Below are 22,372 nucleotides of genomic sequence, written 5' to 3'. Positions count from 1 at the left end.
GTACAGAAGTCTCGAGAAGGAACTGTGCGTCTCCTGCCGCAGATTTTAGTTCACATTTTCTAACCCAATGACGAGCAAAGAGGCCATTGGCTGCGCCAGATCGGCGCCGCCAATGGCAGGCGACGAGCTTCAGGCGCTGGCGGGCGCCGACGCCCTGATGGCGGTCACCAGTTCCTCGGCTGTCAGGATCTTGTGCGCGTAGGTTAGGCCGTCGATCATGAGCGCTACGTGGTAGGCCTCGGGCCAGTCAGCCGCGGTTCCGTCATGCACGCGGGTGATGTGGAAGCATGCCGACGCCCGCCGTCGCCGCTAAGCAGGTTTTGGCGACAGGCCTACGCAGATGATTTTCTCCTTGCCGTAGCATTTGAGCAGGTGCTCCAGGTCCGTGTTTGGTGCAGGTGACCTCATTCTCAGAACGCAGCGGCCGTGGCGAGACGCACCCGCTTCCTCTGTCCAAGGCTAAGATACCTCGCTGCCATGGCGCCTACCGCAGATGCCGACGCTCGCTGCCGCGCAGCGACCTTCGAAGCCACTCGGTTGACGCTGGTTCAGCCGCGCTTCTCCAGCAGCCCGCCATCAACCGGCAAGATGACGCCGGTGATGTAGCGGGCCTCGTCCGAGGCGAGGAACAGCGCGGCGTTGGCGACGTCCTGGGCGGTGCCCATGCGCCGCATCGGCACCAGCGCTTCGCGCTCGGCCCGGACGACCTCGCGCGGCACGCCGCGTTCCTGGGCACGGCGCTCGATCGCCATGGGCGTGTCGATCAGCCCGGGCAGGATGACATTGGCGCGGATGCCGTGCGCGGCGTTCTCCATTGCGATGTGCTGGGTCAGGGTGTTCACCGCGCCCTTGCTGGTCTTGTACGCGACCGTCGGGCGCGCCGAGAGCGACGCGGTGGAGGAGACGTTGACGATGCAGCCGGAACGCTGCGCGACCATCTGCGGCAGCACGTGTTTGCAGGTCATGAACATGCCCTTGAGGTTCATGGCCATGATTTCGTCCCACATCGCCGCATCCATCTCGGCGGTCTTCCGGTCGCCGCGGGACCGGCCGACGTTGTTGTGCAGGATGTCGATCCGCCCGTAATGCTGGATGCAGGCGCGGGCAATCGCGGCGCAGTCATCCTCCCGGGTGATGTCGGCTTGCAGCACCGCCGAGGGATGGCCATGCGCCGCCACGGCCGCCTGCGTCGCCGCCGCCCAATCGGCATTGATGTCGACCAGCAGCAGCGCGGCGCCCTCCTCGGCGAAGCGCTCGGCGACGGCACGGCCATTGCCCAGCGTCTCGCCGGGCTGCTGGCCCGCGCCGACGATGATGGCGACTTTCCCCTCGAGGCGGCCCTTGCTCATGCGGGTCTTCCTTTCTTGCGATCCTGACCAGGACATCAGTCGGACACGATCCGCCCGTCGGTGACGACGCGACGCCAGCGAGCTTCCTCGGTCCTGAGAAATTCCGTCATTTCGGCCGGGTTCGAGACGGCGACCGTCAGCCCCTCGCCGGTCAGCCGCGCCTGATAGCCGGGGGTGGCTGCGGCGCGCTGCAACGCCGCCTGCAGCCGTGCCAGCACCGGCGCGGGCGTCGCGGCCGGGGCGAAGGCGGCATACCAGACCTCGGCCTCGTAGCCCGGCAAGGTCTCGGCGACCGTCGGCACCCCTTCATAGGCCGCTTCGCTGCGGCGAGGTGAGGGCTACCGCCCGCAGCCGGTTCGACTTCACGAGATTGGCGACCCCGCCCGCGGTCGCGAAGACCATGTCGAGCCTGCCACCCAGCAGGTCGGTATAGGCCGGGCCCGCGCCGCGATAGGGCACGTGGATGATGTCGAGCCCTGCGGTCAGCTTGAACAGCTCCGCCGCCAGATGCACGGCCGAGCCATTGCCGGAGGATCCGTAGGACAGCGCGCCTGGCGCCGCCTTGGCGTCCCGGATGATGTCGGCGACCGAGCGGTGCGGGCTGTCAGGGCGGACGACGATGACATTCGGCCCGTGGCAGATCCGCGCCACCCCGGTGAGGTCGCGCAGCGTGTCGTAGGGCAGGCCTTTGACCAGCGACGCGTTGATGGCCAGCGCCGAGGTGGTCAGCAGCAGCGTGTAGCCATCCGGCGGCGCCTTGGCGACCAGGTCGGAGCCCGGCACCGTGCCGCCACCCGCGCGGTTGTCGATGACCAGCGGCTGGCCGAGCTCGGTCGACATCAGCTGGGCGAGCTCGCGCCCGACGACATCCGTGCCGCCGCCCGCGGCGAAGGGCACGACCACCCTGATCGGGCGCGAAGGGAAACTCGCTTCCGTCGCCAGAGCGGGCAGGGCAGCCAAGCCGCTGCAGGCCTGCGCCAGCCCGAGGCGAAGCCAGTCGCGCCGTGACATCGTCATTCTTGCTTCCTCCCTGTCATGAGCGTCCCAGCCATTCCGGACGGTTGCTGCCCAGCTCCGGCGTCGGCCGGTCCCAGCGCGGCGGCGTCTGCGACATCCGCAGCACCGGGCCGAGCGTCAGCAGGTCGCCATGGATGCCGTCTTCCCGAACCTGCAGCGGGGCAAACTGCGCCTCGGTCAGCACCTCGGGCGCTTTCTCGAAGCCAGTGACCAGGCCCTGGCGCTGCAGCAGCATGGCCGACTGGCAGAGGGAAACCTTGACCGACTGGCTGCCACCCTCTCGGGCACGTCGCGCCAAAGCGAGCATGACGCCGTAGGCGGCGAGATAGCCGGTGGTGTAGTCACAGACCGGCGCGAAGATCAGCTTCGGCTGGCCAGCCCCGGTCAGGCGGCCCTGGGCCTCGCAGAGGCCGGTCACCGCCTGGGCGACCTGCTCCCATCCGGCGCGATCGGCGAATGGGCCGCCAGAGCCGAAGCAGCTGACGGACAGGTGGACGAGGCCGGGCCGCAGCCGGGCCAGCGCGGCCGCGCCGAAGCCGAGCCGCGCCAGGGCGCCGGGACGGTAGCCGTCGACCACGACATCGGCCTCGCGGACCAGCTCGGCGAAGCGCGCGGCGCCGCTGGGGGTCTTCAGATCCAGGAAGCAGCTGCGCTTGCCATGGCTGGTGTCTCGGACATGCTCCGGCGTTTGCGGCAGGTCTGGGCTGGTCACCATCAGCACGTCGGCGCCCTGCTCGGCGAGGCCGCGACTGCCCACCGGCCCGGCCAGGATACGCGTCAGGTCCAGCACGCGGATGCCTGCGAGCGGGCGGGGGCCAGCGGGCAGGGGTTCCGGCGGCGAAGCGCCGAGCCGGTCGATCTCGACGACCGGCCTGCCTGCCAGGTAGGCGCCCTGGGGATGGGCACGCCATTCCTCGGCGCTGCGGATCAGCCCGCCGCAGGCCCCGGCCGCGGCGACGGCTTCTTCCAGCGCCTCGCCCTCCCAGCCCGCCACGGCGGCGCTGACGGCCTCCGGCGTGTTCTCGCAGGCCAGCACGCCGAGCACGCGGGCGCTGAGCTGCGGCAGGTTGAGATGCGGCAGGAACCAGCGCCCGTCGCGGGTAGGCCAGGGCTGGGTGACGCGCAGCATCTGCGCCATGGCCTGCGGGATCGGCACATGGCGGTGCTGCCCATCAGCGCCCCGCGCCCGGGTGTAGTCCACCGTGCGCAGGGTGGCGGCCGCCTCCGGCACCCGGACCTCGATCCGCTGCCGGGCATGACCGCGCAGCGCCCAGAGGTCGTTGGCGGCGACGCCGCAGGCCGCGATGGCCGCCGCGGCGACCTCGCCCGCCTTGAAGGGGGTGCGGAAGAAGGGGTCGGCGCCGTCGATCGAGACCTCGGCCGCGGGCAGCGCCGGGCCGCCGCGGATCGCCATCAGCGCGTCGAAGGCGCGGACCTGGCGGGGAGGGGAGCCGTCCATCAGTCAGGCTGCATACCGGATTGCCGGACCACCGGAGCCCATAGCGCGATTTCCTTCTTGATGAAGTCGGCGAGGAATTCAGGGCTGGTGTCGGCCGGGACACCAATCCCGAGATCGCGGAAACGCGCCTGCAGCGCGGGCTGGCCGAGCCACTGCCGCACCAGCCCGTTCATCCGGTCGCGGATGGGCGGCGGGAGCCCAGCCGGGCCCGCCAGCCCGTTCCAGGAATTCACCACGTAGTCGGGCACGACCGAGGCGATGGTCGGGACCTCTGGCAGCACCTCGATGCGGGCTGCCGAACTGACGCCGAGAATGCGCATCCGCTTCGCGGCATGGTGCGGCAGCCCGGCTTGGACATTGTCGATCACCAGATCGACGCGGCCGCCGAGCGTGTCGGTCCAGGCCGGGCCGCTACCGCGATAGGGGACGTGCAGCAGCGGCAGGCCCGTGCGCAGCCGCAGCAGCTCCCCCGCCATATGGCCCGAGGTGCCGTTGCCCGCCGAGGCGTAGGTGAGCTCGCCCTGCTTCCACTGTGCCAGCCCGGCCAGGTCCTGGATCGGCGATTCCGCCCGCACCGCGACCACGACCGGCTGCAGCGACAGCAGGGCGATCGGCGTGAAGTCGGCGACGGGGTCGAAAGGGAGGCGCCGGTACAGCGTCGGGTTCACGCCATGGGTGCTGATGGCGATGGTGCCCAGGGTGTAGCCATCCGGGGCGGCACGGGACAGCGCCTCGACACCGATATTGCCGCCAGCCCCAGCGCGGTTCTCGATGACGAAGCCAGGCCCGTCGGCGGCACCAGCTTGTGCGAAGACCAGGCGGCCCACGACGTCGGCGCCGCCGCTCGGGCCGAAGGGGATGATGACGGTGACTGGCTTGGCGGGCCAGGGGGCCTGTGCCCGGGCGCTCCGGCGGGTCGCTGCTAAAAGCCCGCCTGCTGGCAGGGCCAGCGCGAGGCGGCGCGTCAATCGGTGCACGGTTTCTCTCCCATGAGCCGGTCTGGTGGCCCTTGGGGGGAGTTGTGGAGCAGAGCGTTTATAGGCTCAAATACCGATTACCCCTGATCTCATGAGAATTAGTTATGATCTTGACGCCGCGGGAGATGGCGCTTTTCCGCCAGGTCATGGAACTGGGAAGCGTCACCGCGGCGGCGGCAGCGCTGAACATCTCACAGCCAGCGGTCAGCAAGATGCTGCAGCAGGCGGAGGACCGGCTGGGCTTCCGTCTGTTCCTGCGCCAGCGGCAGCGGTTGCTGCCGACCACGGAAGCCCTGTCGCTCTTCCCCGAGGTGGTCAGCGCCTTGGCAGGCATCGAGCTGGTGCAGCGCCTGGGTCGGGACCTGCGTGAAGGGAAAGGCGGGCTGCTGAGCCTGGCGGTGACGCCCACCCTCGCGCATGGCTTGGTCCCGCAACTGGTCAAGCAATTCCGGCAAGCCCATCCGGATGTGGCGCTCTCGATACGTGCCCATCCCCTGCAAGAGGTGATCCGTCTCGTGATCGACCATCGGGTGGAACTCGGCCTGGCCATGGGTCCGGTGGGTGATTCTCGCGTTATGGTTCGCGATCTTGCTGAGCGGGAGCTCGGCTGCGTGCTGCCGCCCGGACATCCCTTGTCCCAGCAGGAATCGCTGACTGCCCAGGATTTGGTGGAGGAGACGCTGATCTGCGTCGCGCCCCACCAGCCCGTGCGGATCCTGTTGCAGCATGCCTTCGAGCAAGCTGGTCTGCCTCTGACGGTCGCGATCGAAGTCTCACAATCATCGATCGCCTGTGCCCTTGCCGAGGAAGGGGCGGGCATTGCCGTGCTGGACGGGTTCGCCCTCATGCCCGCGAATGCACGCGGCGCTCAGGTGCGACCCTTCAGGCCGCAGGTGGCGGTGCAGGCCAGGCTGCTGCAGTCGCGGCGGCGGCCGCTGTCGCGACAGGCAGAAGGTTTCGTCGGCTTTGCGTTGCGCCGGTGAAGCGATGGGCCGCCTGCAACGCGTCGTCAGGTCGCGCGGTCACGCCGACGGGGGTAACGCCAGGCCAGGAAGTTCTGAACCGTGTCGGATCAGATCGCGAAGGCTCACCGCCGCCAGCTTCCCCAGGACGGGTTCCGCCAGTTCGCTGAACTTGGCGTCCAGCTCATCATCGGTGAAAGGATCCTCTGGATCGCCCTTCCGGTTGGGCTGCTCGTGCTCGAAGACCCGGCCATCTAAGAGCTCCAGCCGGAGCCGGGCCGCCCGGCGCCTCGGATAGGCATCGGCCAGCTCTGGAGCAACGCTGACAGAGACCTTCGGCATGAAGGCATGCAGCATCGGGTCGCCCAGCCGCTCTGGCGTGAAGGCATCCAGCCGGACGGCGCCGTGGTGCAGCAGCGCCGCGATGCAGTACTGCAGGCTGAACCGGGCCTCCTGCTCGGTCTGCGCGGAGGGCCGGTCGCAGACCTCTGCCGTCGCGCGATACCCGGCGACATGGATGGATGACACCTCCTCGGGCTGGAAAGAATGCTGGTCTCGCAGCGCCAGCAGGCCGTCGAGCGCCGGGAAGATGTGCCCACAGCAGCCGTGGTTCTTGAACGTCATGTCGCCGATGACGAAGCGGTGGCCCAGGTCCGCCAAAGCCATGTCCCAACGCCCGGTGGAGTCACTGGTGGCCGCGGCAAAGCCAGCCGGGCCGTCGAGCACGTCCGGCGCCCCCGATACACCGGCCGCCGCCGCCCGAGCCGCCAGCACGCCTGCCTCGGCGGCATGGCCCGGGTGCATTGGTTTGCTCATGCCGCTGCCGCGGAAGGCCTGCTGCAACCCACCGGACATGGTCGCCGCCAGAGCGATCGCATGGCCGATCTGAACGGCGTCGCAGTCCAGCAGCATGGCAGCGGCCACCGCTGCCGAGATGGTGCCCACCGTTCCGGTCGTGTGCCACATGCGGTAGTGGCTGGGCTGGACCGCCAGGGCAATCCGCCCACCGATCTCGTAACCCGCCGCCATGGCCCGCAGCAGCGCATCCATGCTGGCGCCGCGCGCCTGCGCCACCGCCAGTGCCGCGGCCACGGTCGGGCTGCCGGGATGCAACCCGGAATCCCGGTGGATATCGTCGAACTCGACCGTGTGGCTGGCGATGCCGTTCAGCAGAGCGGCGTGTCGGGCGGAGCCGCGCCGCCCGTCCACATAGCATATCGCAGCGCCTTCACCCCGCTCATCCGCCAGAGCCGCCGCCAGCAAGGTGGCCGGTGCCTTCCGCGCACCGGGCAGGGTCGCGGCGAACCAGTCCAGCAGGGCCCGTCGCGCATGGTGCTCCAGGCCGTCCGGCCAGGCCGCATCCCGCCAAAGCGCCGCATGGGCCGCCAGGACGGGCAGGGGTTCCGGGGTCACCGGAGCACTGCCAGCCCGTCGACCGCCCTGGTGCCCTGTCCCTCCGGCAGCACGAAAAGCGGGTTGATCTCCGCTTCCAGCAGGCGCTCGCCCGCGGTGCCCGCCATGGTAGCGAAGGCCAGGACGGTGTCCACCAGGGCCGGGACATCGGCCGCCGGAGCGCCGCGGTAGCCGCGCAGCAGCACGGCCGCCTTCAACTCCTCCACCATCGCCTCGGCATCCTTGCGAACAATGGGCAGCAGCCGCAGGGTCGTGTCCTGGAACAGTTCCGCTGCCACGCCGCCGGAGCCGAGGAGGATCACCGGCCCGAGCTGCGGGTCACGGTGGAAGCCCAGGATCATCTCGATGCCACCACGGACGCGCTCCTGCACCAGGAAGCCCTCCGGGACGGGCGCACCGGCGTCCGTCAGCCGCTGCAGCATGGTGGCGCAAGCCTCCGGCACCTCGGCGGGCGACAGGCCGACGCGGACGCCGCCGATGTCGCTCTTGTGGGCGATGGCGCGGGACAGCACCTTCAGCACGACCTCGCCACCCAGCGCCCGCGCGGCCTCCGCGGCGGCCTGGGCATCGGCCGCCACATGCTCGCGGGCCATCGGGACGCCGAAGCGGGCGAAGAGGGCCTTGCTCTCGGCCTCGTTGAGGTTCCCGGCGGGCAGGCCTGCCAAAATGGGGGTGTCTTCTGTGACCGGGCTAGGCAGCGGCGGCAGGGCCGGGCGATGCAGGGCGCGCAGCACCGAGGCGCAGCTTTCCGGCGCCGCGAAGGCCGGGATGCCCTGGCTATTCAACAGCCGCACCAGATGCGGGGCGTGCGGGCTGACATAAGCCAGCACCGGCTTCTCGCTGCGCGCCTGGCACTCAACGATGGCGCCCGTGACGATATCCGGTGTCGCCAGGGCGGAGGAGCCGATCACGACGACCGTCGCATCGTAGCCCGGGCTTTCCAGCAACGCGTCGATGGCGCCGCGGAACAGCTCCGGGCGCAGCCCGGCCAGCGTGACATCGACCGGATTGCGACCGATCGCGCCGGGATCCTCGTTCAGCAGCGTGGCGAGGCGCTGGGTCGTCGCCCCGTCCGGCGCGGCGACATCGATGCCCGCCAGGCCGCAATTATCGGCCAGCAGCGTGCCAGCGCCGCCCGTCGAGGTCAGGATGGCGACACGATCCCCTTTCATGCGGCGCCCGGTCGCGAGCGCCGCAGGGATGTCCAGCAGATCCGTGAAGCTCTCGGCGCGGATGACACCATATTGCCGGAACAGCGCGTCGTAGACCCGGTCCGCCCCCGCCAGGGCCCCAGTATGCGACGTCGCCGCCCGCGCGCCGGAATCCGAGCGGCCGACCTTGTAGACGACAATCGGCTTGCCCAGCTCGGCCGCCCGCCGTGCGGCCTGCTTGAACATTTCGGGCCGCCGCAGCCCTTCCATATAGACGGCGATGACGTCCGTCGCCTCGTCATCGACCAGGTGCGCGATCATCTCGCTGCTGTCGATGTCGGCCTCATTGCCCGTGGAGACCAGCTTGGCGAATCCGATGCCCCGATCCGCCGCGCGGGACAGCAGCGAACCCAGGATGCCGCCGCTTTGCGAGACCACGGAAATGCGGCCGGGGGCGAGGGTTCCGACTTCCAGCGCGCCAGTGGCGGAAAGCATCATGGCGTCCGTCAGGTTCACCAGCCCGATGGTGTTGGGGCCGAGCAACCGCATCCCGCCCGCCGCGTCCTTCAGCGCCTGCTGCCGCCGGGCCCCTTCCTCATTGGCTTCGCCATAGCCGCTGGCTAGTACGATGGCGGCCTGGCAGCCCTTGGCCGCGAGCTCGCGCACCGCGGCCTCCGCGCGCTCCGCGCCCAGCAGCACGATGGCCGCGTCGGGTGCGCCTGGCAGAGCTGCCACGTCGGGAAAGCTGCGCAGGCCCGCGATGCTTTCGGCACGTGGGTTGACCGGCCAGATGTCGCCGGTGAAGCCGTACTTCTGCAGGTAACCGATCGGGCGGCCGGTCATCTTGCTGGCGTCGGCGGAGGCGCCGATCACCGCCACACTGCGCGGGCGCAGCAGGGCGCCGATGGCGCTCATGCCACTTCTCCCTTTTCCTTGGCAGCGCGACGCTGCGCGACGCTGTCCAGAAAGGCCGCGACAGATTCCTGATGCTCGCGGGAGCTGTAGCAGATGGCCTGTGCCTGACTGCCCAGCGCGAAGATCTGCTCCACCGAGAGCTCGAAGGTCTGATCGAGGATGTTCTTGCTCAGGGCCAAGGCGGCGGGGGCGCCGTGGCTGAGCTCGGCGGCCCAGGCGCGAGCGTCGTCCAGCAGTGTCGCGGCGGTCGTGACGCGGTCGATCATGTTGATCCGCAGCGCCTCCTCCGGCTCCACCGTGCGGCCGGAGAAGATCAGTTCCTTGGCGCGCGGCAGGCCGACACGGCGCGGCAGGAAGTACATGCCGCCGCCATCGGGGATCAGACCACGCAGGATGTAGGTCATGGCGAAGCGCGCCGTATCGGCGGCGATGATGAAGTCGCAGCACAGGGCGACGTCGCAGCCCAGGCCGGTGGCTGCCCCATTGACGGCGGCGATGGTCGGCTTGGGCAGCGCATGCAGCATGGCGATGGCGTGGTGCGTGCGCTGCTGCCTGCGCCAGCCGTTCAGCGCCACCTCGCCTGGCGGCACGGCCAGGCGCGCCTGCATCGACTTGACGTCTCCGCCCGCGCAGAAACCCTTGCCCGCGCCGGTGATCACCAGCGCCTTGATGCTGTCGGTCTTGGCCACATGGTCCAGCGCCGCCATCAGATCTGCGCGCATGTCGTCGTCGATGGCGTTGCGCGCCGCCGGTCGGTTCAGGGTGAGCACAGCGACAGGACCTTCGGCCTGCAGCAGGATGGCGTCGGATTCAGAGGCGTGGCGGCTCATGGAGTTGGTCCTTGTCAGGCTTTGGCTGCGGTGTTCAGCGGCCGCGGCAAGGGGGCATCGTCATTCCACGCCCGCAGGCATTCCACCGCGCCGTCGAAGTAGTGGCGGAAGTTCTGCTGCGTGACGTAGCCGAGGTGGGGCGTCAGAAGGGCGTTGGGCGCCTCCCGGATCGGGTCGTCAGCAGGCATGGGCTCGGGCTCGTGGGTGTCGATGGCGGCGCCGCCCAGCTGGCCGCTGCGCAAGGCGGCGATCAGCGCCGGTTGGTCCACGAGGGGGCCTCGCGCGGTGTTCACCAGCAACGCGCCGCGGCGCATCAGCGCCAGATCCGCCGCGCCGACAATGCCACGCGTGGCGGGCCCGAGGCCGAGATGCAGCGTCAGGATATCGGCCTGGCGGAACAATGCTTCCTTGCTGACCAGCTCGGCACCGGCGGCTTCGGCGGTGGCCGCCGTCATGTTGGGGCTCCAGGCCAGCAGCCGCATGCCGAAGGCCCGGCCGATCGCGGCGACCCCGGCGCCGATGCGTCCCAGACCGGCGACCGATAGCACCGCGCCTTCCAGCCCCAGCCCGGCGCCCTGCTGCCAGGCGCCCTGACGCAGCCGCTGCTCCTGCTGCGGAATGGCACGCGCGAGCGAGAGGATCAGCCCCCAGGTCAGTTCCACTGTTGGCGAAGCCAGGGAAGGGGTCCCGCAGACGGCGATGCCCGCGGCGTCGCAGGCGTCGAGGTCCAGCACCCGGTTCCGCATGCCGGTGGTCACCATCAGCCGCAATCCGGGCAGGCGCCGCACCAGGCTTGCCGGGAAGGCACTGCGCTCTCGGATCAGCACCAGGGCATCAGCCTTCTCAGCCGTGACCAAGGCGACGAGCTCGTCGTCGTCCAGCTTCCGGGGCATGAAGGTGACAGGCAAGCCCGACCAATCGGCGGCGCCTGATGCGGCATTGCCGAAATCGTCCAGCACCAGGATGCGGTGGAGCGGCGCGCGCGGCATCACTCGGCCCGGATGTTGGCGCGCGTCACGACTTCCTGCCACCGAGTGCGGTCAGTCTCGATGAAGCGGGCGTAGTCGGCGGGCGTCGGGCTCGTCTCGATCTCGACGCCTTCCTCCGCCAGCCGTTGCTTGGCAGCGGCGTCGGCCAAGGTGGCGTTCAGCGCAGCATGGAGCGCTGCCACGCGGTCCGTTGGGATGCCCGCCGGGCCCAGGATGCCGTACCAGGTTGAAGAGAGTACTTTCGCGAAGCCTTGTTCGACCGTGGTCGGCACCTCGGGCAGGAATTCGAGGCGGCGGGGGGCGGCCACGGCGACCGCACGCAGCCCGCCTGAGGCAATATGGGGCCGCAGCGGCGCCGCGGCGTTGGTCAGGATCTGCACGCGCCCGGCAAGAACATCGGTGATGGCGGGCCCGGTGCCGCGATACGGAATGTGCTCCATCTCGGCGCCGAATTCGAGCGCGAGCAGCGCCCCCAGCACGTGGCCCGTGGTGCCGACCCCAGGGCTGGCATAGGACAGGGGCGGCTTGGCGCGGCGAGCCAGGTCGCGCAGTTCGCCCATGGTGCGGGCCTCGACCTTCGGGTTCACCGTGATGACGTTGGGCGCGTTGCCGATGAAGCCGATCGGCGCGAAGTCCCGGATGATGTCGTAGGACAGCTTCGGCTGGACCAGGCTGCTGATCAGGAAGCTGCCGCTGCCTCCCAGCAGGAGCGTGTAGCCATCCTTCGGCGCCGTTGCCACCGCCTCATTGCCGAGCACGCCCCCGGCGCCGCCCCGGTTCTCGACCACGAAAGACTGGCCAAGCCGGGCGCCCATCCCCTCGGCGATGACGCGGCCGACGATGTCGTTGCTGCCGCCCGCAGCGAAGGGGATGATGAGGCGGATTGGCCGATCGGGGTAGCGTCCCTGGGCCATCACAGCCGGGGCGCGGAGCCCGGCCAGCGCAGGCAGCAGCATGAGGGCGGTACGACGTTTCATGGGCGGGCTTCCTCCGGTGGCTTGCCCATGCGGCCATGCCGCCAGGCGCCTTGTTTCCGGCAGTCTGGGTCCATTGGGGCGGGCCTAAGAAGTCCTAGAATTGCTTGCCGTACCCCAACCTGGTGTTAGGGTGCCCCGATGCCACGCTCCCCGCTGCCTTTCGAAAGCTTGTGGGCCTTCCGTCTTGTCGCGGAGACTGGCAGCCTGACAGCGGCTGCGGTCGCGCTGGGCGTCACGCAACCGGCGGTCAGCAAGCGGCTGCGGGATCTGGAACTGGCCTTGGGCTGTTCGCTGGTCCGGCGCGGCGTCAACGCGATTGGCCTGACCGCGATCGGAGCGCGCTTCGCCGAGGAGCTGCAGCCGGGCTTCGCGCAGATCCAGGCTGCCGTGGATCACCTGCAGGCCCAGTCAGCGCCCTTGCGCATCCGCGCCTACACCACCTGGGCGCTGCGGTGGCTCATTCCGCGACTGCCCCGGTTCCACGCGGCGCATGCAGGCATCGATGTGGAAGTCTCGACCTCCACGGCCATTGTCGACCTGGCGCGCGAGGGGGTGGACGCCGCCGTCCACACCGTGGCCGCGGGCGTGGCGCCTCCGCTTGGAGGGCGGCGCCTGCAGGCGGTTGTCATATCGCCCTTCGCCGCGCCGTCACTGCTGAAGGGTATGCCAGGTCGGTGGCCCAGCTCAGCCAGGTTGTTGGGGAGCAAGGTGCGCCCCGGTGACTGGGACCTCTGGCTGCGGCACGCTGGGTCGTCGCCCACGCAGCCGCCCCTGCTGTTCGAGAGCACGACGCTGGCCATCCAGGCCGCCATGGAGGGCCTGGGTGTCGTCATCTGCTCCCCGTCGTTCGTGCGCGATGAGATGCGGACGGGAAAGCTCGTGGCGCTGTCTGACGTCAGCATCCCAACAGGAGACCTCTACTGGCTCTTCCTGCCGACCGGCCGTGTCGGTGAAACCCTCGGCATCTTCGCGGACTGGCTGGTCCGCGAAGCGCAGGCTGAGAGCCAGGCTCCGGATCAAAAGCCGTAGAGGCGCCCGGGATCGGTGATGAGGAGGCTGTGCCGCCCCGCATCGTTCCGGTCATTCGCAGCAGGTAGCAGGGCGTGGCGGCTCGCTTCAGAGAGAGTCGAGACGGGTGGCGAAGCTTGGTGCGCGGGGCTGAAGCCCCCGGCGCCCCTAGGTCGGCGCGCCAGATTGCTCATGGACTTTGGAGGCGACTAGGCTCAGGACCTATTAAATTCCACCTTGCGCTCTGATGGAGCTGTGATTCGATGGCAGCCGGAGGTGCTGCCATGGCGGACTTGTTCTGGCTGACGGAGGCGCAGGTCGCACGGATCTCGCCTTTCTTCCCGCTGTCGCAGGGCGTGCCGCGGGTGGACGACCAGCGTGTCGTCAGCGGGATCATCCATGTCATCCGCAATGGCCTGCGCTGGCGCGACGCGCCCGCCGAGTACGGCCCGCGCAAGACGCTCTACAACCGCTTCATCCGCTGGAGCCGGATGGGCGTGTTCAACCGGATCTTCGCAGGCCTGGCGGGCCGCCGAGGCCAGCCCGACCGGCTGATGATCGACGCGACCCATCTCAAGGCCCACCGCACGGCGGCCAGCCCGCTCAAAAAGGGGTTCTACCCCGATGTATCGGCCGGACGAAAGGCGGGCTGAACTCCAAGCTGCATGCCGTCCGCGATGGCCTAGGCCGCCCGATCCTGCTGCTGCTCACCGAAGGCCAGATGAGCGACCACAAGGGAGCCGCCCTGATGCTGCCCCACCTGCCGCAGGCCAAGGAGCTTCTCGGCGACAAAGGCTACGACAGCCGCCGCTTCCGCGAAGCCCTCATCGCCCGCGGCATCATCCCCTGCATTCCCTCAACCCGTAGCCGGAAGATCCCTATCCCTTACGACAAGGCGCTTTACCGCCAGCGCCATCGCGTCGAGAACATGTTCGGCCGGATCAAGGACTGGCGCCGCGTCGCCATGCGCTACGACCACTGCGCCCACGCCTTCTTCTCGGCCATCTGCCTCGCCGCAACCGTCCTATTCTGGATCAATGAGTCCTGAGCCTAGGTCGGCGCCGCAGCCTTCTTCCGGGTCGGGGCGGCCGCCTTCTTAGCGGCAGGCTTGACGGGGGAGGCGCCGAGCGTGTCGCAGGAAGCGAGCAGCTGCCGGGAAAAGTCCTCGGATGCCCGCGCGACCCATGCTGGCCGCAGGATTGCCAGCGCGAGCGCGGCATGGAGCACGGCGACACCGAGCGTCAGGCCAGCACCCGAGGCGGGAAGCGCGAACCGCTCCGGGATGACGCCGCGGTCCGTGAGGAGCAGCGTCGTCACCACCCCGCAGATGAGGACGGAATCCAAGGACAGCGCCACGCTCCGTAGCGCCGTCAGGTTGCGCCGGAAGCCGTACTCCAGGTTGCGGCGGAAGAGCAGGCCGAAGTGCGCCTGGTCCCGGGTCTGCTGCAGCAGCCAGTTCACCGCCCTACCGTATGCTCCATCCGCTCCGGCCGGGTCGGCCATCTCCTGCTCGGCCGACGGGAGGCACAGGCCCGGCACATGCGCGGCCAGGAAACTATGGTGGTGTGCCTTGTCCGGGCCGAGCAAGCGGCGGTCCCGATGGCGGAGCATCGAGACCGATGGTCTGCCGCCCCAGGCATGGAACCATCCGGACTCCTTTGCCTTCCCGGCGTCGCGGGCGACGTGGGCCACGAGCACCAACAGGCCGCACGCGGCAACCAATGACAGCAGCAGGGCCAGGGCGTCCTTGCCGAAGAAGTGCGGCACCATGACCGAACCGGCCACGAGCGCTGGAAACATCGCGATCATCGCCGGGTAGAGCCGCGCACCGCGGTCGTAATGGTCGAGGACGAGGGGAAGCGGCTTACTCACTGGGCAGGCTCCTGGATGCAGATGTCACTGGCCTCAGGGGCCGCGTCGGCAGGGCTGGTGGCGGACACCAGGGCGACGTCCCGCTCGCCCGCGATCAACATGACCGGCGGGATCCCCTCGCGACCGAGCTCGCCGTGCAGCCCGAGGAGCTGCGCGACATCTGTCTGGCTGGGCATAGCGCTGTGGCGGCGTGGGTGGCTGTGCCACTCGCCGACGTACCGAACCTGGTCCCGCGTGACCGACTGAATGTCGGCCAGCCTGCCGAGCAGGCCGTCCACGCCACGCTCGAACTGAGTCGGGCTGCCGACGCTGTCGGGCGGCGGCGCGAGCGCGTCCACAACGATGATGGACTTCCTGGCGACATCCACGATGCCCACCAAGGCGCCGCCGGTCTCAGCAGGCAGCGCGGCCTCGCGCGCCGCCTTGAGGTGGTCGAGCAGCCCCTCGTCGTAGACGACTGTCCAGTCGGCGACCGGCACGCGCCACGTGGTCCGCGCCATGGCCTTCGAGACGAAAACCCCGCCGTCCGCATCCAGCGTCCAGATGCCGATGCCCCCGACATCGCCGTCAAGTGAAGCGGTGAAGCCGCGGGAGGCTAGGGCGGTCAGCGCGGCGACGTTCGTTTCCGGAATGCGGCTGCTGACGTGTCGGCAGGCGCCGGTGTACCGCAGGCCGCCATCCGGCGGCGCGAGGTGGGCACGCAAGCGCGGTTCGCGCAGCAGGTGGCGGTAGTACTGGCCCTCCAGCGCGTCGAGGCGCGTGGCGCGGACGGCGTCCTCGGACATCACCACCGAAGCTGTCCCGGCCGGGTTCAGGAAGACGGACGCGCGCCGTGCGCCGCCAGCGGCGTCCGACAACCGGCGGGCGGCGGCCACGGAGGCCGAGGCATCGATGACGAGCTCGGCCTCGGCCAATGCCGCATCCAGCTCCGGCGCCATGTCCCCGGGAAACAGCACGTTGCAGGCGAGGCCGTGGGCGTCGTCGACCTCACCCAGCAGTTCGGCGACCTCGGCCGCGAGGGCGTTTGCCTTGCGATCGCCCAGCTCGTATCGCCCGAGGGTGTGCCGCGCCAGGTTGTGCGGCAGCAGGTGGTCGTCGTCCACGACGGTCCAGCGGAACCGGCCTTCGCGGGCCAGTGCCAGCGCCAGATGGGATCCGACCGCACCGGCTCCGACCAAGACGACTTGGCGGGCGTCGGCACCGTCCAGCCCTGCGCACTCGCGCGCCAGCTCCCGGTCGAACTCGGCGTGAACCGGCAGGCTGTCGATTACGACGGCTTCCAGCCCTTCCGGGGCTGCGGGCGGGAAGGAGCGGCCGTAGGGGGAAGACTTCCCGGGGTCTGCGGCGCTGTACCCTGGGTTGCTGGCGATGGTGCCGAGGCGTTCGCCAAGCTCGCCCAGCGTCAGCGGGATGCCGAAGGCCCGGGCGTCCTCCGCCGCGACGGGTCCGTCGGCGATGCGGACGATGGGGGCGACCAGCAGCACCGCCACGCGCGGCGGATTGCTGTAGGGCGGGTTCAGGACGTCGAGCGCGGCCTCGCGAAGCGCCGCCAGCAGGTCGAAGCCGCAGTCGCTGAAGGCCGTGATGAGCTCGGCGAGTGTCCTCGGCGCCGACCGGACAGCCCGCATCGGCTGCGGGGGCAGACGAACGGGGATGAGCCTCAGTGCTCCCCGGCCGCCGTCCCGGGCGGCGTCCGGGCGGAGGTGGTAGAGCGCGGTCTTCTCCGTGCCCGCCCCAGCGAACAAGGTCATGTTCCCGGCAGGGGTGTCAGGCTGCAGGAACGCCCTCGGGATCGCGATGTTCGGTCCCGACGAGACGAACAGCGGGTCGATGGCCTGGGCCTGGTCCGAAAGGCCACCGCTGGCCGCGGCGCCCATCCACCACCGGACCCTCTCCAGGAATGCTAGCGGGGTCCAGGTGGACCTCGCCTCGGCCCACGGACGGTCGTCCACGCACGGGCTGCGCATCCACCCGGCTGGGACGATGTTCTGGTGCGGCACCTCGGGGAAGTCCTCCCGCGCCGCGAAGAGGCAGGGCTGCCTGTCGTCGCTGGCCGCGAACACGGCCGCGACCGGCTCCCATCGACGAATGTCCGCGACCATCACCTGGGGACGCTCCGCCCGGACCTCGAACAGGACGGTCTCCAGGCCGTCCTCGCGGCGCAGTCGGCATTCCAGCAGACGGGCGTCGTCGTGATCGCCGGAAGCCAGGTAAGCCGCCATGGCTGCCGCACGGGGATGCTGCAGCTGACGCGGCGCCACCGCCGCGCCAAGGATTTCGAGCTTGGGGTGGAGCGCCATGGTCAACCCGCCCTGACCGGCGACGAGGCGATGGCCACTGCGGGCGCGGAGACCGCGCTGCGAAGCACCGCGCCACGCTCCGTGATGTCGACCTCCACGGGCCGCGGCTTGGCCCTGGGCCGCTCCATGGTCACCACGAAGTCGCCGTCGCGCTGGTTCTGGACGCTCTTGTAGTAATTGGCCGCTTGCCGGTGCGGCGGCTGCGGATCCTTGTCCTCGTCGGTGCCGGGAAAGGGGATGGGCTTGCTGGTGGAGATCATGAGGCTCCGGCGCTGCCCGGCATCCTCCTGCAGCCAGCGCACCTCCTCCACCGGCGTGGTGTGGTTCTCGCCCTTGACGGTGGACAAGGACAGGTACGAGCAGTGGTGGGGCAGCTTCATGATGTCCCAGTGGAGCCGCTCGTCGTGCCCGTGCAGGCGCGTGATGTTCACGATGTCCGACAGACCGTCCCAGGTCATGTCGGCCGTGAACAGGGCACGGGTGTCCTTGATGCCTTCCCGGAAGGTCGCCTGGAACACCACGCTGTCCTGGTTGCGGTCCTCGACTTCCCGCTCGTTGCGGCGGAAGCCGAACGGGCTGTGGATGAAGAATTCGACCCCCTCCGCGCCCCACTTGCTGAAGCCGGGCACCAGCTGACCGGCGTCGGTGATGAGGTGCGCGCGGGCCTCCAACGTAAGACCCTTCGTCGCCAGCCACCCCTTCAGGGCGTCCGGCCGCGAGAAGACGCGGATGCCGTAGCCCTTCTCGAGCCGGTGCTTGGCCTCCTCGCGGATGACCCGCGCGCAGTCCTCGCAGCCCACCTCGGTGATGGCGCCCGCCGGGACCCAAAGCTCCTTGATCTTGATGCGCTCGCCGCCCTGGTACTTGGACGCGTGGTCGAAGGAGAAGAAGTCGCTCGACCCCCGGACATGGTCGTCGTCCAGGTGGGTGAAGCACACCACGTCAAAGGAATCCTGGCGGGCGGCGCTCAGGTCCTTTCGCAGCTCGACCGGGAGGTCGATCCGCTTGTCCGCCGCGTCGGCGGGGTTCCGCATGTTGGCGTAGTCGACCAGCATCTTGCGGCCGTCCCGCAGGTCGATGCGGGTCGTGTCGGCGTTCCCCAGGGGAAACACGGTAATCCTGGCAGTCGTCATCTATCCTTGGTCCTTCTGGTCCGCGTCCATGGCGGGTTACGCCTCTGTCCTTCCATGCGCGGGCGGCGCGGCCGCTCGGACATCAATCGCCGGTTGACCGACTCTTTTTTTCGTGGGCGGGATTGATGCGGTGTCCGACCCGGCCGACGCGCCGCGCATAAGGATTCAGAGATGGACGAGCCGCCGTCCGTGGCCGACGAGGGCAGGGCGTTCCGCCAGCCCCACGAGATCAGCGATGCACTGGAGAACCTCGATGCCTTCGGCTGGGCGCGACTGCGCAAGCTCGCGACCGTGCTGGCCGCCGGGGGGAGGGGCAGGGAGGATGAGCTCTTGCAGGAGACGATGCTGCGGGTTCTCGATGGCGGCCGACCCTGGCCGCAGGGAGTGCTGCTGATGCCGTTCCTGGCAGGGGTCATGAAGAGCGTCGCCCACGGGGAGCGGGCGAAGGTCAAGCACTCCCCGGTGCGGCGGGCCGCGTCCCTTTATGACGGCTCCGGCGCCCTGGTGATCGACATGGCCGATGCCGAACCGACCGCCGAGGAGGCCCTGGCCGAGGAGCAGGCGGCCGGGAGGCTCAAACAGAGGGTCGTGGCTGCCTTCGAGGGTGACTTCGACGCGCAGATCCTCCTCGAGGGCATGCTTGAAGGAATGGAAGGCGAGGCGCTGCGGGGCCTTACGGAACTCGATCCGACAGCGTACGCCAGTAAGCGCCGCCTGATCAGGCGGCGGTTGAGCAAGCTTCAGGCCGAGGGAGGCCAGCCATGAGCAAGGGTCCGACCAAGGACAGCGACGCGGTGCGGCACCTTGAGGACGCCCTGATCGACGACATCCTGAACGCCACGGACGAGGAGATAGCCGCCGAGGCGGCCGAGGACGGCATCGACCTGGAGGCGCAGGCGGCGGCCATGCGCTCCATGTTCGAGCGCGCCCGCCTGGAGAGCGGGAAGACGCGGATGGCCGCGGCGAAGGCTGCGGCCGCCGCGCATCGCTCCGTGGCGCCTCGTGGTCGCGTTCCCGGATTACAGTCCGGTGGCTTCGCGGGTCGGGCGGCGAACGATGTCGGCAACGCGCGCAAACTCACGATGGCGGCGCGCAACGGCACCGAGCAATCGGAACGCGATCTAAGGGGTGTCGAGGAGGATCTCGCCGAGCTCAAGGCTCTCCTTGAGGACGAAGGGAAGGAAAGTTGAACACGCTTTCACCCGCCGAGAAGGTGCTGCAGTACCTCGGCGTCACCGAGCCGGAGGAGATCGACCTCGAGGCGATCGCTTGGCAGATGGGTGTGGTGAAGGTGAAATACCGGGAGTTGGACGGCTGCGAGGCGCGCATCGTCGGAGTCGGCGACAAAGCGATCATCACGGTCGATGGGCGCGCCATCCCGCAGCGGAAACGCTTCTCGGTCGCTCACGAACTCGGTCATTGGCACTTCCATCGCGGCAAGACGCTGATCTGCCGCTGCGATGACATTGGCGACAGCCGAGGTTCGCAGGATATCGAGAAGTCAGCGAACCGCTTTGCCGCGGATTTGCTGCTTCCTCCGTATCTCCTGGCGCCCCTGGCGCGCCGCCATCCTCAGATCACGGTGAAGGTGCTGCGGGATCTGGCTGGCCGGTTCGGCGCGAGCCTGTCCGCCACCGCCATCAAGCTCGTGGAGGCGGGGCACAGTCCTTCGATGCTGGTGTGCCATGGGCTGCGCGGACGGAGGTGGTTCGCGAGGTCGCCGGACGTGCCGTCGCGGTGGTTTCCACGTTCGGAGCTGGACGCCGAGAGCTACGCCTTCGATCTGCTCCATGGGCGCGGCGCCGAACAGGCGTTCCCGAGGAAGATCGGAGCCGAGGCGTGGTTCGACCGGTCCGAGGCCCAGCAGTACGATGTCCAGGAGCAGTCATTCAGGGTCGCCGACGGGGAGATTGTGACTATCCTGAGCATCAAGGATGAGGAGATGCTCGAGGATCGCGAAGGACGTTGGCGCTGAGCGGGCACAGCTCGAGGAGGATCGGAGCGTCGGGCGACTTGCAGAGGCGTCCACCTTCCTGGGTGAACCATTTGCCTTGTTTGGCCCCGGGACGCTCGGGACCCGTGCCGCCATCCGGCTCCCGCAGGTAGATCGAACGGTCCTCGCCATCGCCTGCCAGGTGCCCGGCTTGACGAAGGGACTGCCACCATCCGTCTGGAAGAAACAATTCCGGAGGATGGGGCGATGCGTGCGCACGGTCGAGCTGCCGCGCCCAATCCGGTGCCGGGCAGGGTCTTCAGCGGCGCCAGGAGCCCTCCGGGCGCCGCTCCGGCATAGAGCTGGGATGGTGTAGGTTCCCTTGGGTTCCGTCAGCGAACCAGCCGAGCCACCGGTCGATGAAATCTTCCAGGCTTTGCGAAGGGAAGGGCGTGAACGGCCAAGCCATCTGGTACTCTGCCATCCCGGTCCATAGCGCCTTCGCGGATGCCTCGCCGGGCGGCAGGGAGAACGGTGCGAGCCGGGAACGCTGGCGTGAAAAAGGGCTCAGCATGAAGGCAGCCTCGTACCAGCCGTATCGGCCCGCCTCCTTGATGTCGCCGAACCAGAGGGCGTGCGAGCGGCCGTCGTAGTCGTAGCGATTCGAGGGCACCCGCACCTCAATGGAGGTCGCGGCAGCCACGTTGAAGGCTGGCGCCTCCCAGCCTTCCCACGGCTTCTCGGCCACGGCGACGACGTTGCTCAAGGACAGGGTCGCCCCGTTGAGCGACGCGGACCAGCCGCCGTCCTGTGCAGTGCGGATGGTAGCTGTCGGAGCATCCGTCTTGATGGCATCGCGCACCTGCTCGCTCAGCCGTCTGAAGGAAGCCTGCGCGTCGCGGATGAGGTCTCGGCGCCTTTCCGCGTCTGAAAGCGCGGATGACGCCTGTCGGGCCTCCTGGCCCATACGCGCGACGTTCATCCCGTTTGCCTCACGCAGGCGGCTCCTGCCCTGGGAGGCCGGGGCACGTTGGGCCGCCTCGAGGCGTGCGAGGAGGTTCGCGGGGCTGGGCCGGGTACCGGCCGACTTCTAGAGACATTCCGCGATGACGGACGCCAGGGCAGTGGAGACTCCTGCCAGCGGCACCGGATCGGCGTGCAGGTGCTGTTCCCGGAAATCGTGCATGTCAGGCCCTGGGAATGGGCGGGAGCCGGACAGGAGTTCCTGGGCGATGACGCCCAGGGCATACACGTCAGCCGCGCCGGTGGCACGCTCTCCCCTCCACCGCTCCGGGGCGGCGTACGCGAAGCTCATCGCGTACTTCAGGGTGTCCGGCGACGTGGTCGCCTCGGCGTACCGGGAGATGCCGAAATCTGCGAGGCACCACCTGCCATCGAGAAGCAGGACGTTCTCTGGCTTCAGGTCACGGTGCACGACCTTGCCGTTCATGTCGGATAGCGCCATGGCGACGTCAGCCATCACGGACAGCGCATCTTCCAGGGGCAGGGCGCCCCCGGAGTCCGTGACGTGCTGGCGCAATGACGCCTGCGCGCGCGGCATAATCAGAACCCAGTGGCCGTCGGTCTCACCGCTGTCGATGATGGGGACGACGTTCCGGATCCCGTCCAGGTCCGTGAACAGCATCTCGCGCTGGGCGCCCGGTGCCTTCGAGACGAGTTTTGCCACGGCGGGACCAACATCCCCGGAGGTGCACTGAGCCTCGAACACCTGCCCGAAGCCAGCGGCCCCGATCCGATCTCCAAGCATCCACTCGTGATTCAGGCGCAGCCGCATGCTCGATCTCCAACCGATGGCGGGGTGCATCATAGCGCGGCGCCCGCCGAAGGGGACCAGCCCGGCCGGATGGGCTGACTACGCCTCGCGGCACGCGTGGCGCGGCCCGTCGGATCCAAGGATTCGGTACCATGTTGGTGGTCGGAAGGCCGCCAGCCGCTACGGCCTCCCATCACCAACCGCGTTCGTAGCGCGGGCCATAACCTTGCTGGTGCCGCCACGCCCGGCGCTGCTCGCGTTCCTGCTCGATGCGCCAGGCTTCGCGCCGCGCTGCCTCGCCATGAGGGCCTCG

The 22,372-nt window shown here is 69.2% G+C and carries 19 protein-coding genes and 1 pseudogene; 6 read left to right on the top strand and 14 right to left on the bottom strand.

The annotated features are described in order from the left end of the window. Positions 1 to 548: 548 nt before the first annotated feature. The 4 genes and pseudogenes from GVN67_RS01735 to GVN67_RS01720 form a co-directional block, all read right to left on the bottom strand. On the bottom strand, positions 549 to 1,349 hold the full coding sequence (locus GVN67_RS01735; protein ID WP_159992536.1) for an SDR family NAD(P)-dependent oxidoreductase: 801 nt from the start codon (positions 1,347 to 1,349) through the stop codon (positions 549 to 551). 35 nt (positions 1,350 to 1,384) lie between these two features. Continuing rightward, positions 1,385 to 2,189 (bottom strand): annotated as a pseudogene (locus GVN67_RS29860) (tripartite tricarboxylate transporter substrate-binding protein). A 193-nt stretch (positions 2,190 to 2,382) separates the two neighbouring features. After that, positions 2,383 to 3,825, bottom strand: coding sequence for a CoA transferase (locus GVN67_RS01725; RefSeq protein ID WP_200845086.1), 1,443 nt, complete (start codon positions 3,823 to 3,825; stop codon positions 2,383 to 2,385). Further along, positions 3,825 to 4,793, bottom strand: coding sequence for a tripartite tricarboxylate transporter substrate binding protein (locus GVN67_RS01720; RefSeq protein WP_159992535.1), 969 nt, complete (start codon positions 4,791 to 4,793; stop codon positions 3,825 to 3,827). Before GVN67_RS01720 ends, GVN67_RS01725 begins: the two co-directional genes overlap by 1 nt. A gap of 113 nt (positions 4,794 to 4,906) precedes the next feature. On the opposite strand from GVN67_RS01720, the gene GVN67_RS01715 reads away from it, so the two are divergent. Continuing rightward, positions 4,907 to 5,785, top strand: coding sequence for a LysR family transcriptional regulator (locus GVN67_RS01715; RefSeq protein ID WP_159992534.1), 879 nt, complete (start codon positions 4,907 to 4,909; stop codon positions 5,783 to 5,785). Between the two features lie 39 nt (positions 5,786 to 5,824). On the opposite strand, the gene GVN67_RS01710 is transcribed toward GVN67_RS01715, so the two are convergent. The 5 genes from GVN67_RS01710 to GVN67_RS01690 are packed head-to-tail and all read right to left on the bottom strand — an operon-like array spanning position 5,825 to position 12,039. After that, positions 5,825 to 7,177, bottom strand: coding sequence for an MmgE/PrpD family protein (locus GVN67_RS01710; protein ID WP_159992533.1), 1,353 nt, complete (start codon positions 7,175 to 7,177; stop codon positions 5,825 to 5,827). Further along, the gene (locus tag GVN67_RS01705; RefSeq protein ID WP_159992532.1) at positions 7,174 to 9,243 is read right to left on the bottom strand and encodes an acetate--CoA ligase family protein; all 2,070 of its coding nucleotides are present in this window, start codon (positions 9,241 to 9,243) and stop codon (positions 7,174 to 7,176) included. Before GVN67_RS01705 ends, GVN67_RS01710 begins: the two co-directional genes overlap by 4 nt. Beyond that, positions 9,240 to 10,073 (bottom strand): enoyl-CoA hydratase/isomerase family protein, encoded by an 834-nt coding sequence (locus GVN67_RS01700; protein ID WP_159992531.1) that lies wholly within the window; start codon positions 10,071 to 10,073, stop codon positions 9,240 to 9,242. The genes GVN67_RS01705 and GVN67_RS01700 overlap by 4 nt, the downstream gene beginning before the upstream one ends. Positions 10,074 to 10,087: 14 nt before the next feature. Further along, positions 10,088 to 11,062: a D-2-hydroxyacid dehydrogenase family protein gene (locus GVN67_RS01695; protein ID WP_159992530.1), complete on the bottom strand. Its 975-nt coding sequence runs from the start codon at positions 11,060 to 11,062 to the stop codon at positions 10,088 to 10,090. Beyond that, entirely contained in the window at positions 11,062 to 12,039 is a 978-nt protein-coding gene (locus GVN67_RS01690) for a tripartite tricarboxylate transporter substrate binding protein (RefSeq protein WP_159992529.1), read from the bottom strand. The genes GVN67_RS01695 and GVN67_RS01690 overlap by 1 nt, the downstream gene beginning before the upstream one ends. A 138-nt stretch (positions 12,040 to 12,177) precedes the next feature. On the opposite strand from GVN67_RS01690, the gene GVN67_RS01685 reads away from it, so the two are divergent. Both GVN67_RS01685 and GVN67_RS01680 read left to right on the top strand, forming a co-directional pair. Then, on the top strand, positions 12,178 to 13,068 hold the full coding sequence (locus GVN67_RS01685) for a LysR substrate-binding domain-containing protein (RefSeq protein WP_159992528.1): 891 nt from the start codon (positions 12,178 to 12,180) through the stop codon (positions 13,066 to 13,068). A gap of 263 nt (positions 13,069 to 13,331) precedes the next feature. Then, a protein-coding gene (locus GVN67_RS01680) for an IS5 family transposase (protein ID WP_159992527.1) occupies positions 13,332 to 14,095 on the top strand; the annotation gives its coding sequence in 2 pieces (ribosomal slippage) (positions 13,332 to 13,647 and positions 13,647 to 14,095; 765 coding nt in all). Positions 14,096 to 14,097: 2 nt separating this feature from the next. Here GVN67_RS01680 and GVN67_RS01675 read toward each other — a convergent pair. The 3 genes from GVN67_RS01675 to GVN67_RS01665 are packed head-to-tail and all read right to left on the bottom strand — an operon-like array spanning position 14,098 to position 18,352. Further along, on the bottom strand, positions 14,098 to 14,919 hold the full coding sequence (locus GVN67_RS01675) for a hypothetical protein (protein ID WP_159992526.1): 822 nt from the start codon (positions 14,917 to 14,919) through the stop codon (positions 14,098 to 14,100). Then, positions 14,916 to 17,219: a ThiF family adenylyltransferase gene (locus GVN67_RS01670; RefSeq protein ID WP_159992525.1), complete on the bottom strand. Its 2,304-nt coding sequence runs from the start codon at positions 17,217 to 17,219 to the stop codon at positions 14,916 to 14,918. Before GVN67_RS01670 ends, GVN67_RS01675 begins: the two co-directional genes overlap by 4 nt. Positions 17,220 to 17,221: 2 nt before the next feature. Continuing rightward, positions 17,222 to 18,352: a hypothetical protein gene (locus GVN67_RS01665; protein WP_159992524.1), complete on the bottom strand. Its 1,131-nt coding sequence runs from the start codon at positions 18,350 to 18,352 to the stop codon at positions 17,222 to 17,224. Between the two features lie 171 nt (positions 18,353 to 18,523). On the opposite strand from GVN67_RS01665, the gene GVN67_RS01660 reads away from it, so the two are divergent. Genes GVN67_RS01660 through GVN67_RS01650 form a run of 3 tightly spaced genes read left to right on the top strand, consistent with a single transcriptional unit; the run spans position 18,524 to position 20,327 of the window. Further along, positions 18,524 to 19,117, top strand: coding sequence for a hypothetical protein (locus GVN67_RS01660; protein WP_159992523.1), 594 nt, complete (start codon positions 18,524 to 18,526; stop codon positions 19,115 to 19,117). Further along, positions 19,114 to 19,542, top strand: a complete 429-nt coding sequence (locus GVN67_RS01655) for a hypothetical protein (protein ID WP_200845084.1) — start codon at positions 19,114 to 19,116, stop codon at positions 19,540 to 19,542. Before GVN67_RS01660 ends, GVN67_RS01655 begins: the two co-directional genes overlap by 4 nt. Then, the gene (locus GVN67_RS01650; protein ID WP_200845083.1) at positions 19,539 to 20,327 is read left to right on the top strand and encodes an ImmA/IrrE family metallo-endopeptidase; all 789 of its coding nucleotides are present in this window, start codon (positions 19,539 to 19,541) and stop codon (positions 20,325 to 20,327) included. The genes GVN67_RS01655 and GVN67_RS01650 overlap by 4 nt, the downstream gene beginning before the upstream one ends. Before the next feature lie 277 nt (positions 20,328 to 20,604). Here GVN67_RS01650 and GVN67_RS29620 read toward each other — a convergent pair whose 3' ends face one another. Further along, positions 20,605 to 21,267 carry a hypothetical protein gene (locus GVN67_RS29620; RefSeq protein WP_200845082.1) on the bottom strand — a complete coding sequence of 221 codons (663 nt, stop codon included), beginning with the start codon at positions 21,265 to 21,267 and terminating at the stop codon, positions 20,605 to 20,607. Between the two features lie 108 nt (positions 21,268 to 21,375). Continuing rightward, complete coding sequence (locus GVN67_RS29615; RefSeq protein WP_200845081.1) at positions 21,376 to 22,080, bottom strand: serine/threonine-protein kinase; 705 nt, start codon at positions 22,078 to 22,080, stop codon at positions 21,376 to 21,378. Positions 22,081 to 22,372: the final 292 nt, after the last annotated feature.

This window comes from Roseomonas sp. 18066 (genome assembly GCF_902706185.1).
GTDB lineage: Bacteria > Pseudomonadota > Alphaproteobacteria > Acetobacterales > Acetobacteraceae > Pseudoroseomonas.
This window is presented reverse-complemented; position numbering and strand designations above follow the sequence as displayed.

Bases quoted from the DNA above. Each gene is read 5' to 3' on its own strand.
- GVN67_RS01735 (WP_159992536.1), bottom strand. From the start codon at position 1,349: ATGAGCAAGGGCCGCCTCGAGGGGAAAGTCGCCATCATCGTCGGCGCG.
- GVN67_RS01725 (WP_200845086.1), bottom strand. From the start codon at position 3,825: ATGGACGGCTCCCCTCCCCGCCAGGTCCGCGCCTTCGACGCGCTGATG.
- GVN67_RS01715 (WP_159992534.1), top strand. From the start codon at position 4,907: ATGATCTTGACGCCGCGGGAGATGGCGCTTTTCCGCCAGGTCATGGAA.
- GVN67_RS01705 (WP_159992532.1), bottom strand. From the start codon at position 9,243: ATGAGCGCCATCGGCGCCCTGCTGCGCCCGCGCAGTGTGGCGGTGATC.
- GVN67_RS01700 (WP_159992531.1), bottom strand. From the start codon at position 10,073: ATGAGCCGCCACGCCTCTGAATCCGACGCCATCCTGCTGCAGGCCGAA.
- GVN67_RS01695 (WP_159992530.1), bottom strand. From the start codon at position 11,062: ATGCCGCGCGCGCCGCTCCACCGCATCCTGGTGCTGGACGATTTCGGC.
- GVN67_RS01690 (WP_159992529.1), bottom strand. From the start codon at position 12,039: ATGAAACGTCGTACCGCCCTCATGCTGCTGCCTGCGCTGGCCGGGCTC.
- GVN67_RS01685 (WP_159992528.1), top strand. From the start codon at position 12,178: ATGCCACGCTCCCCGCTGCCTTTCGAAAGCTTGTGGGCCTTCCGTCTT.
- GVN67_RS01670 (WP_159992525.1), bottom strand. From the start codon at position 17,219: ATGGCGCTCCACCCCAAGCTCGAAATCCTTGGCGCGGCGGTGGCGCCG.
- GVN67_RS01665 (WP_159992524.1), bottom strand. From the start codon at position 18,352: ATGACGACTGCCAGGATTACCGTGTTTCCCCTGGGGAACGCCGACACG.
- GVN67_RS01660 (WP_159992523.1), top strand. From the start codon at position 18,524: ATGGACGAGCCGCCGTCCGTGGCCGACGAGGGCAGGGCGTTCCGCCAG.
- GVN67_RS01655 (WP_200845084.1), top strand. From the start codon at position 19,114: ATGAGCAAGGGTCCGACCAAGGACAGCGACGCGGTGCGGCACCTTGAG.
- GVN67_RS29620 (WP_200845082.1), bottom strand. From the start codon at position 21,267: ATGAACGTCGCGCGTATGGGCCAGGAGGCCCGACAGGCGTCATCCGCG.
- GVN67_RS29615 (WP_200845081.1), bottom strand. From the start codon at position 22,080: ATGCGGCTGCGCCTGAATCACGAGTGGATGCTTGGAGATCGGATCGGG.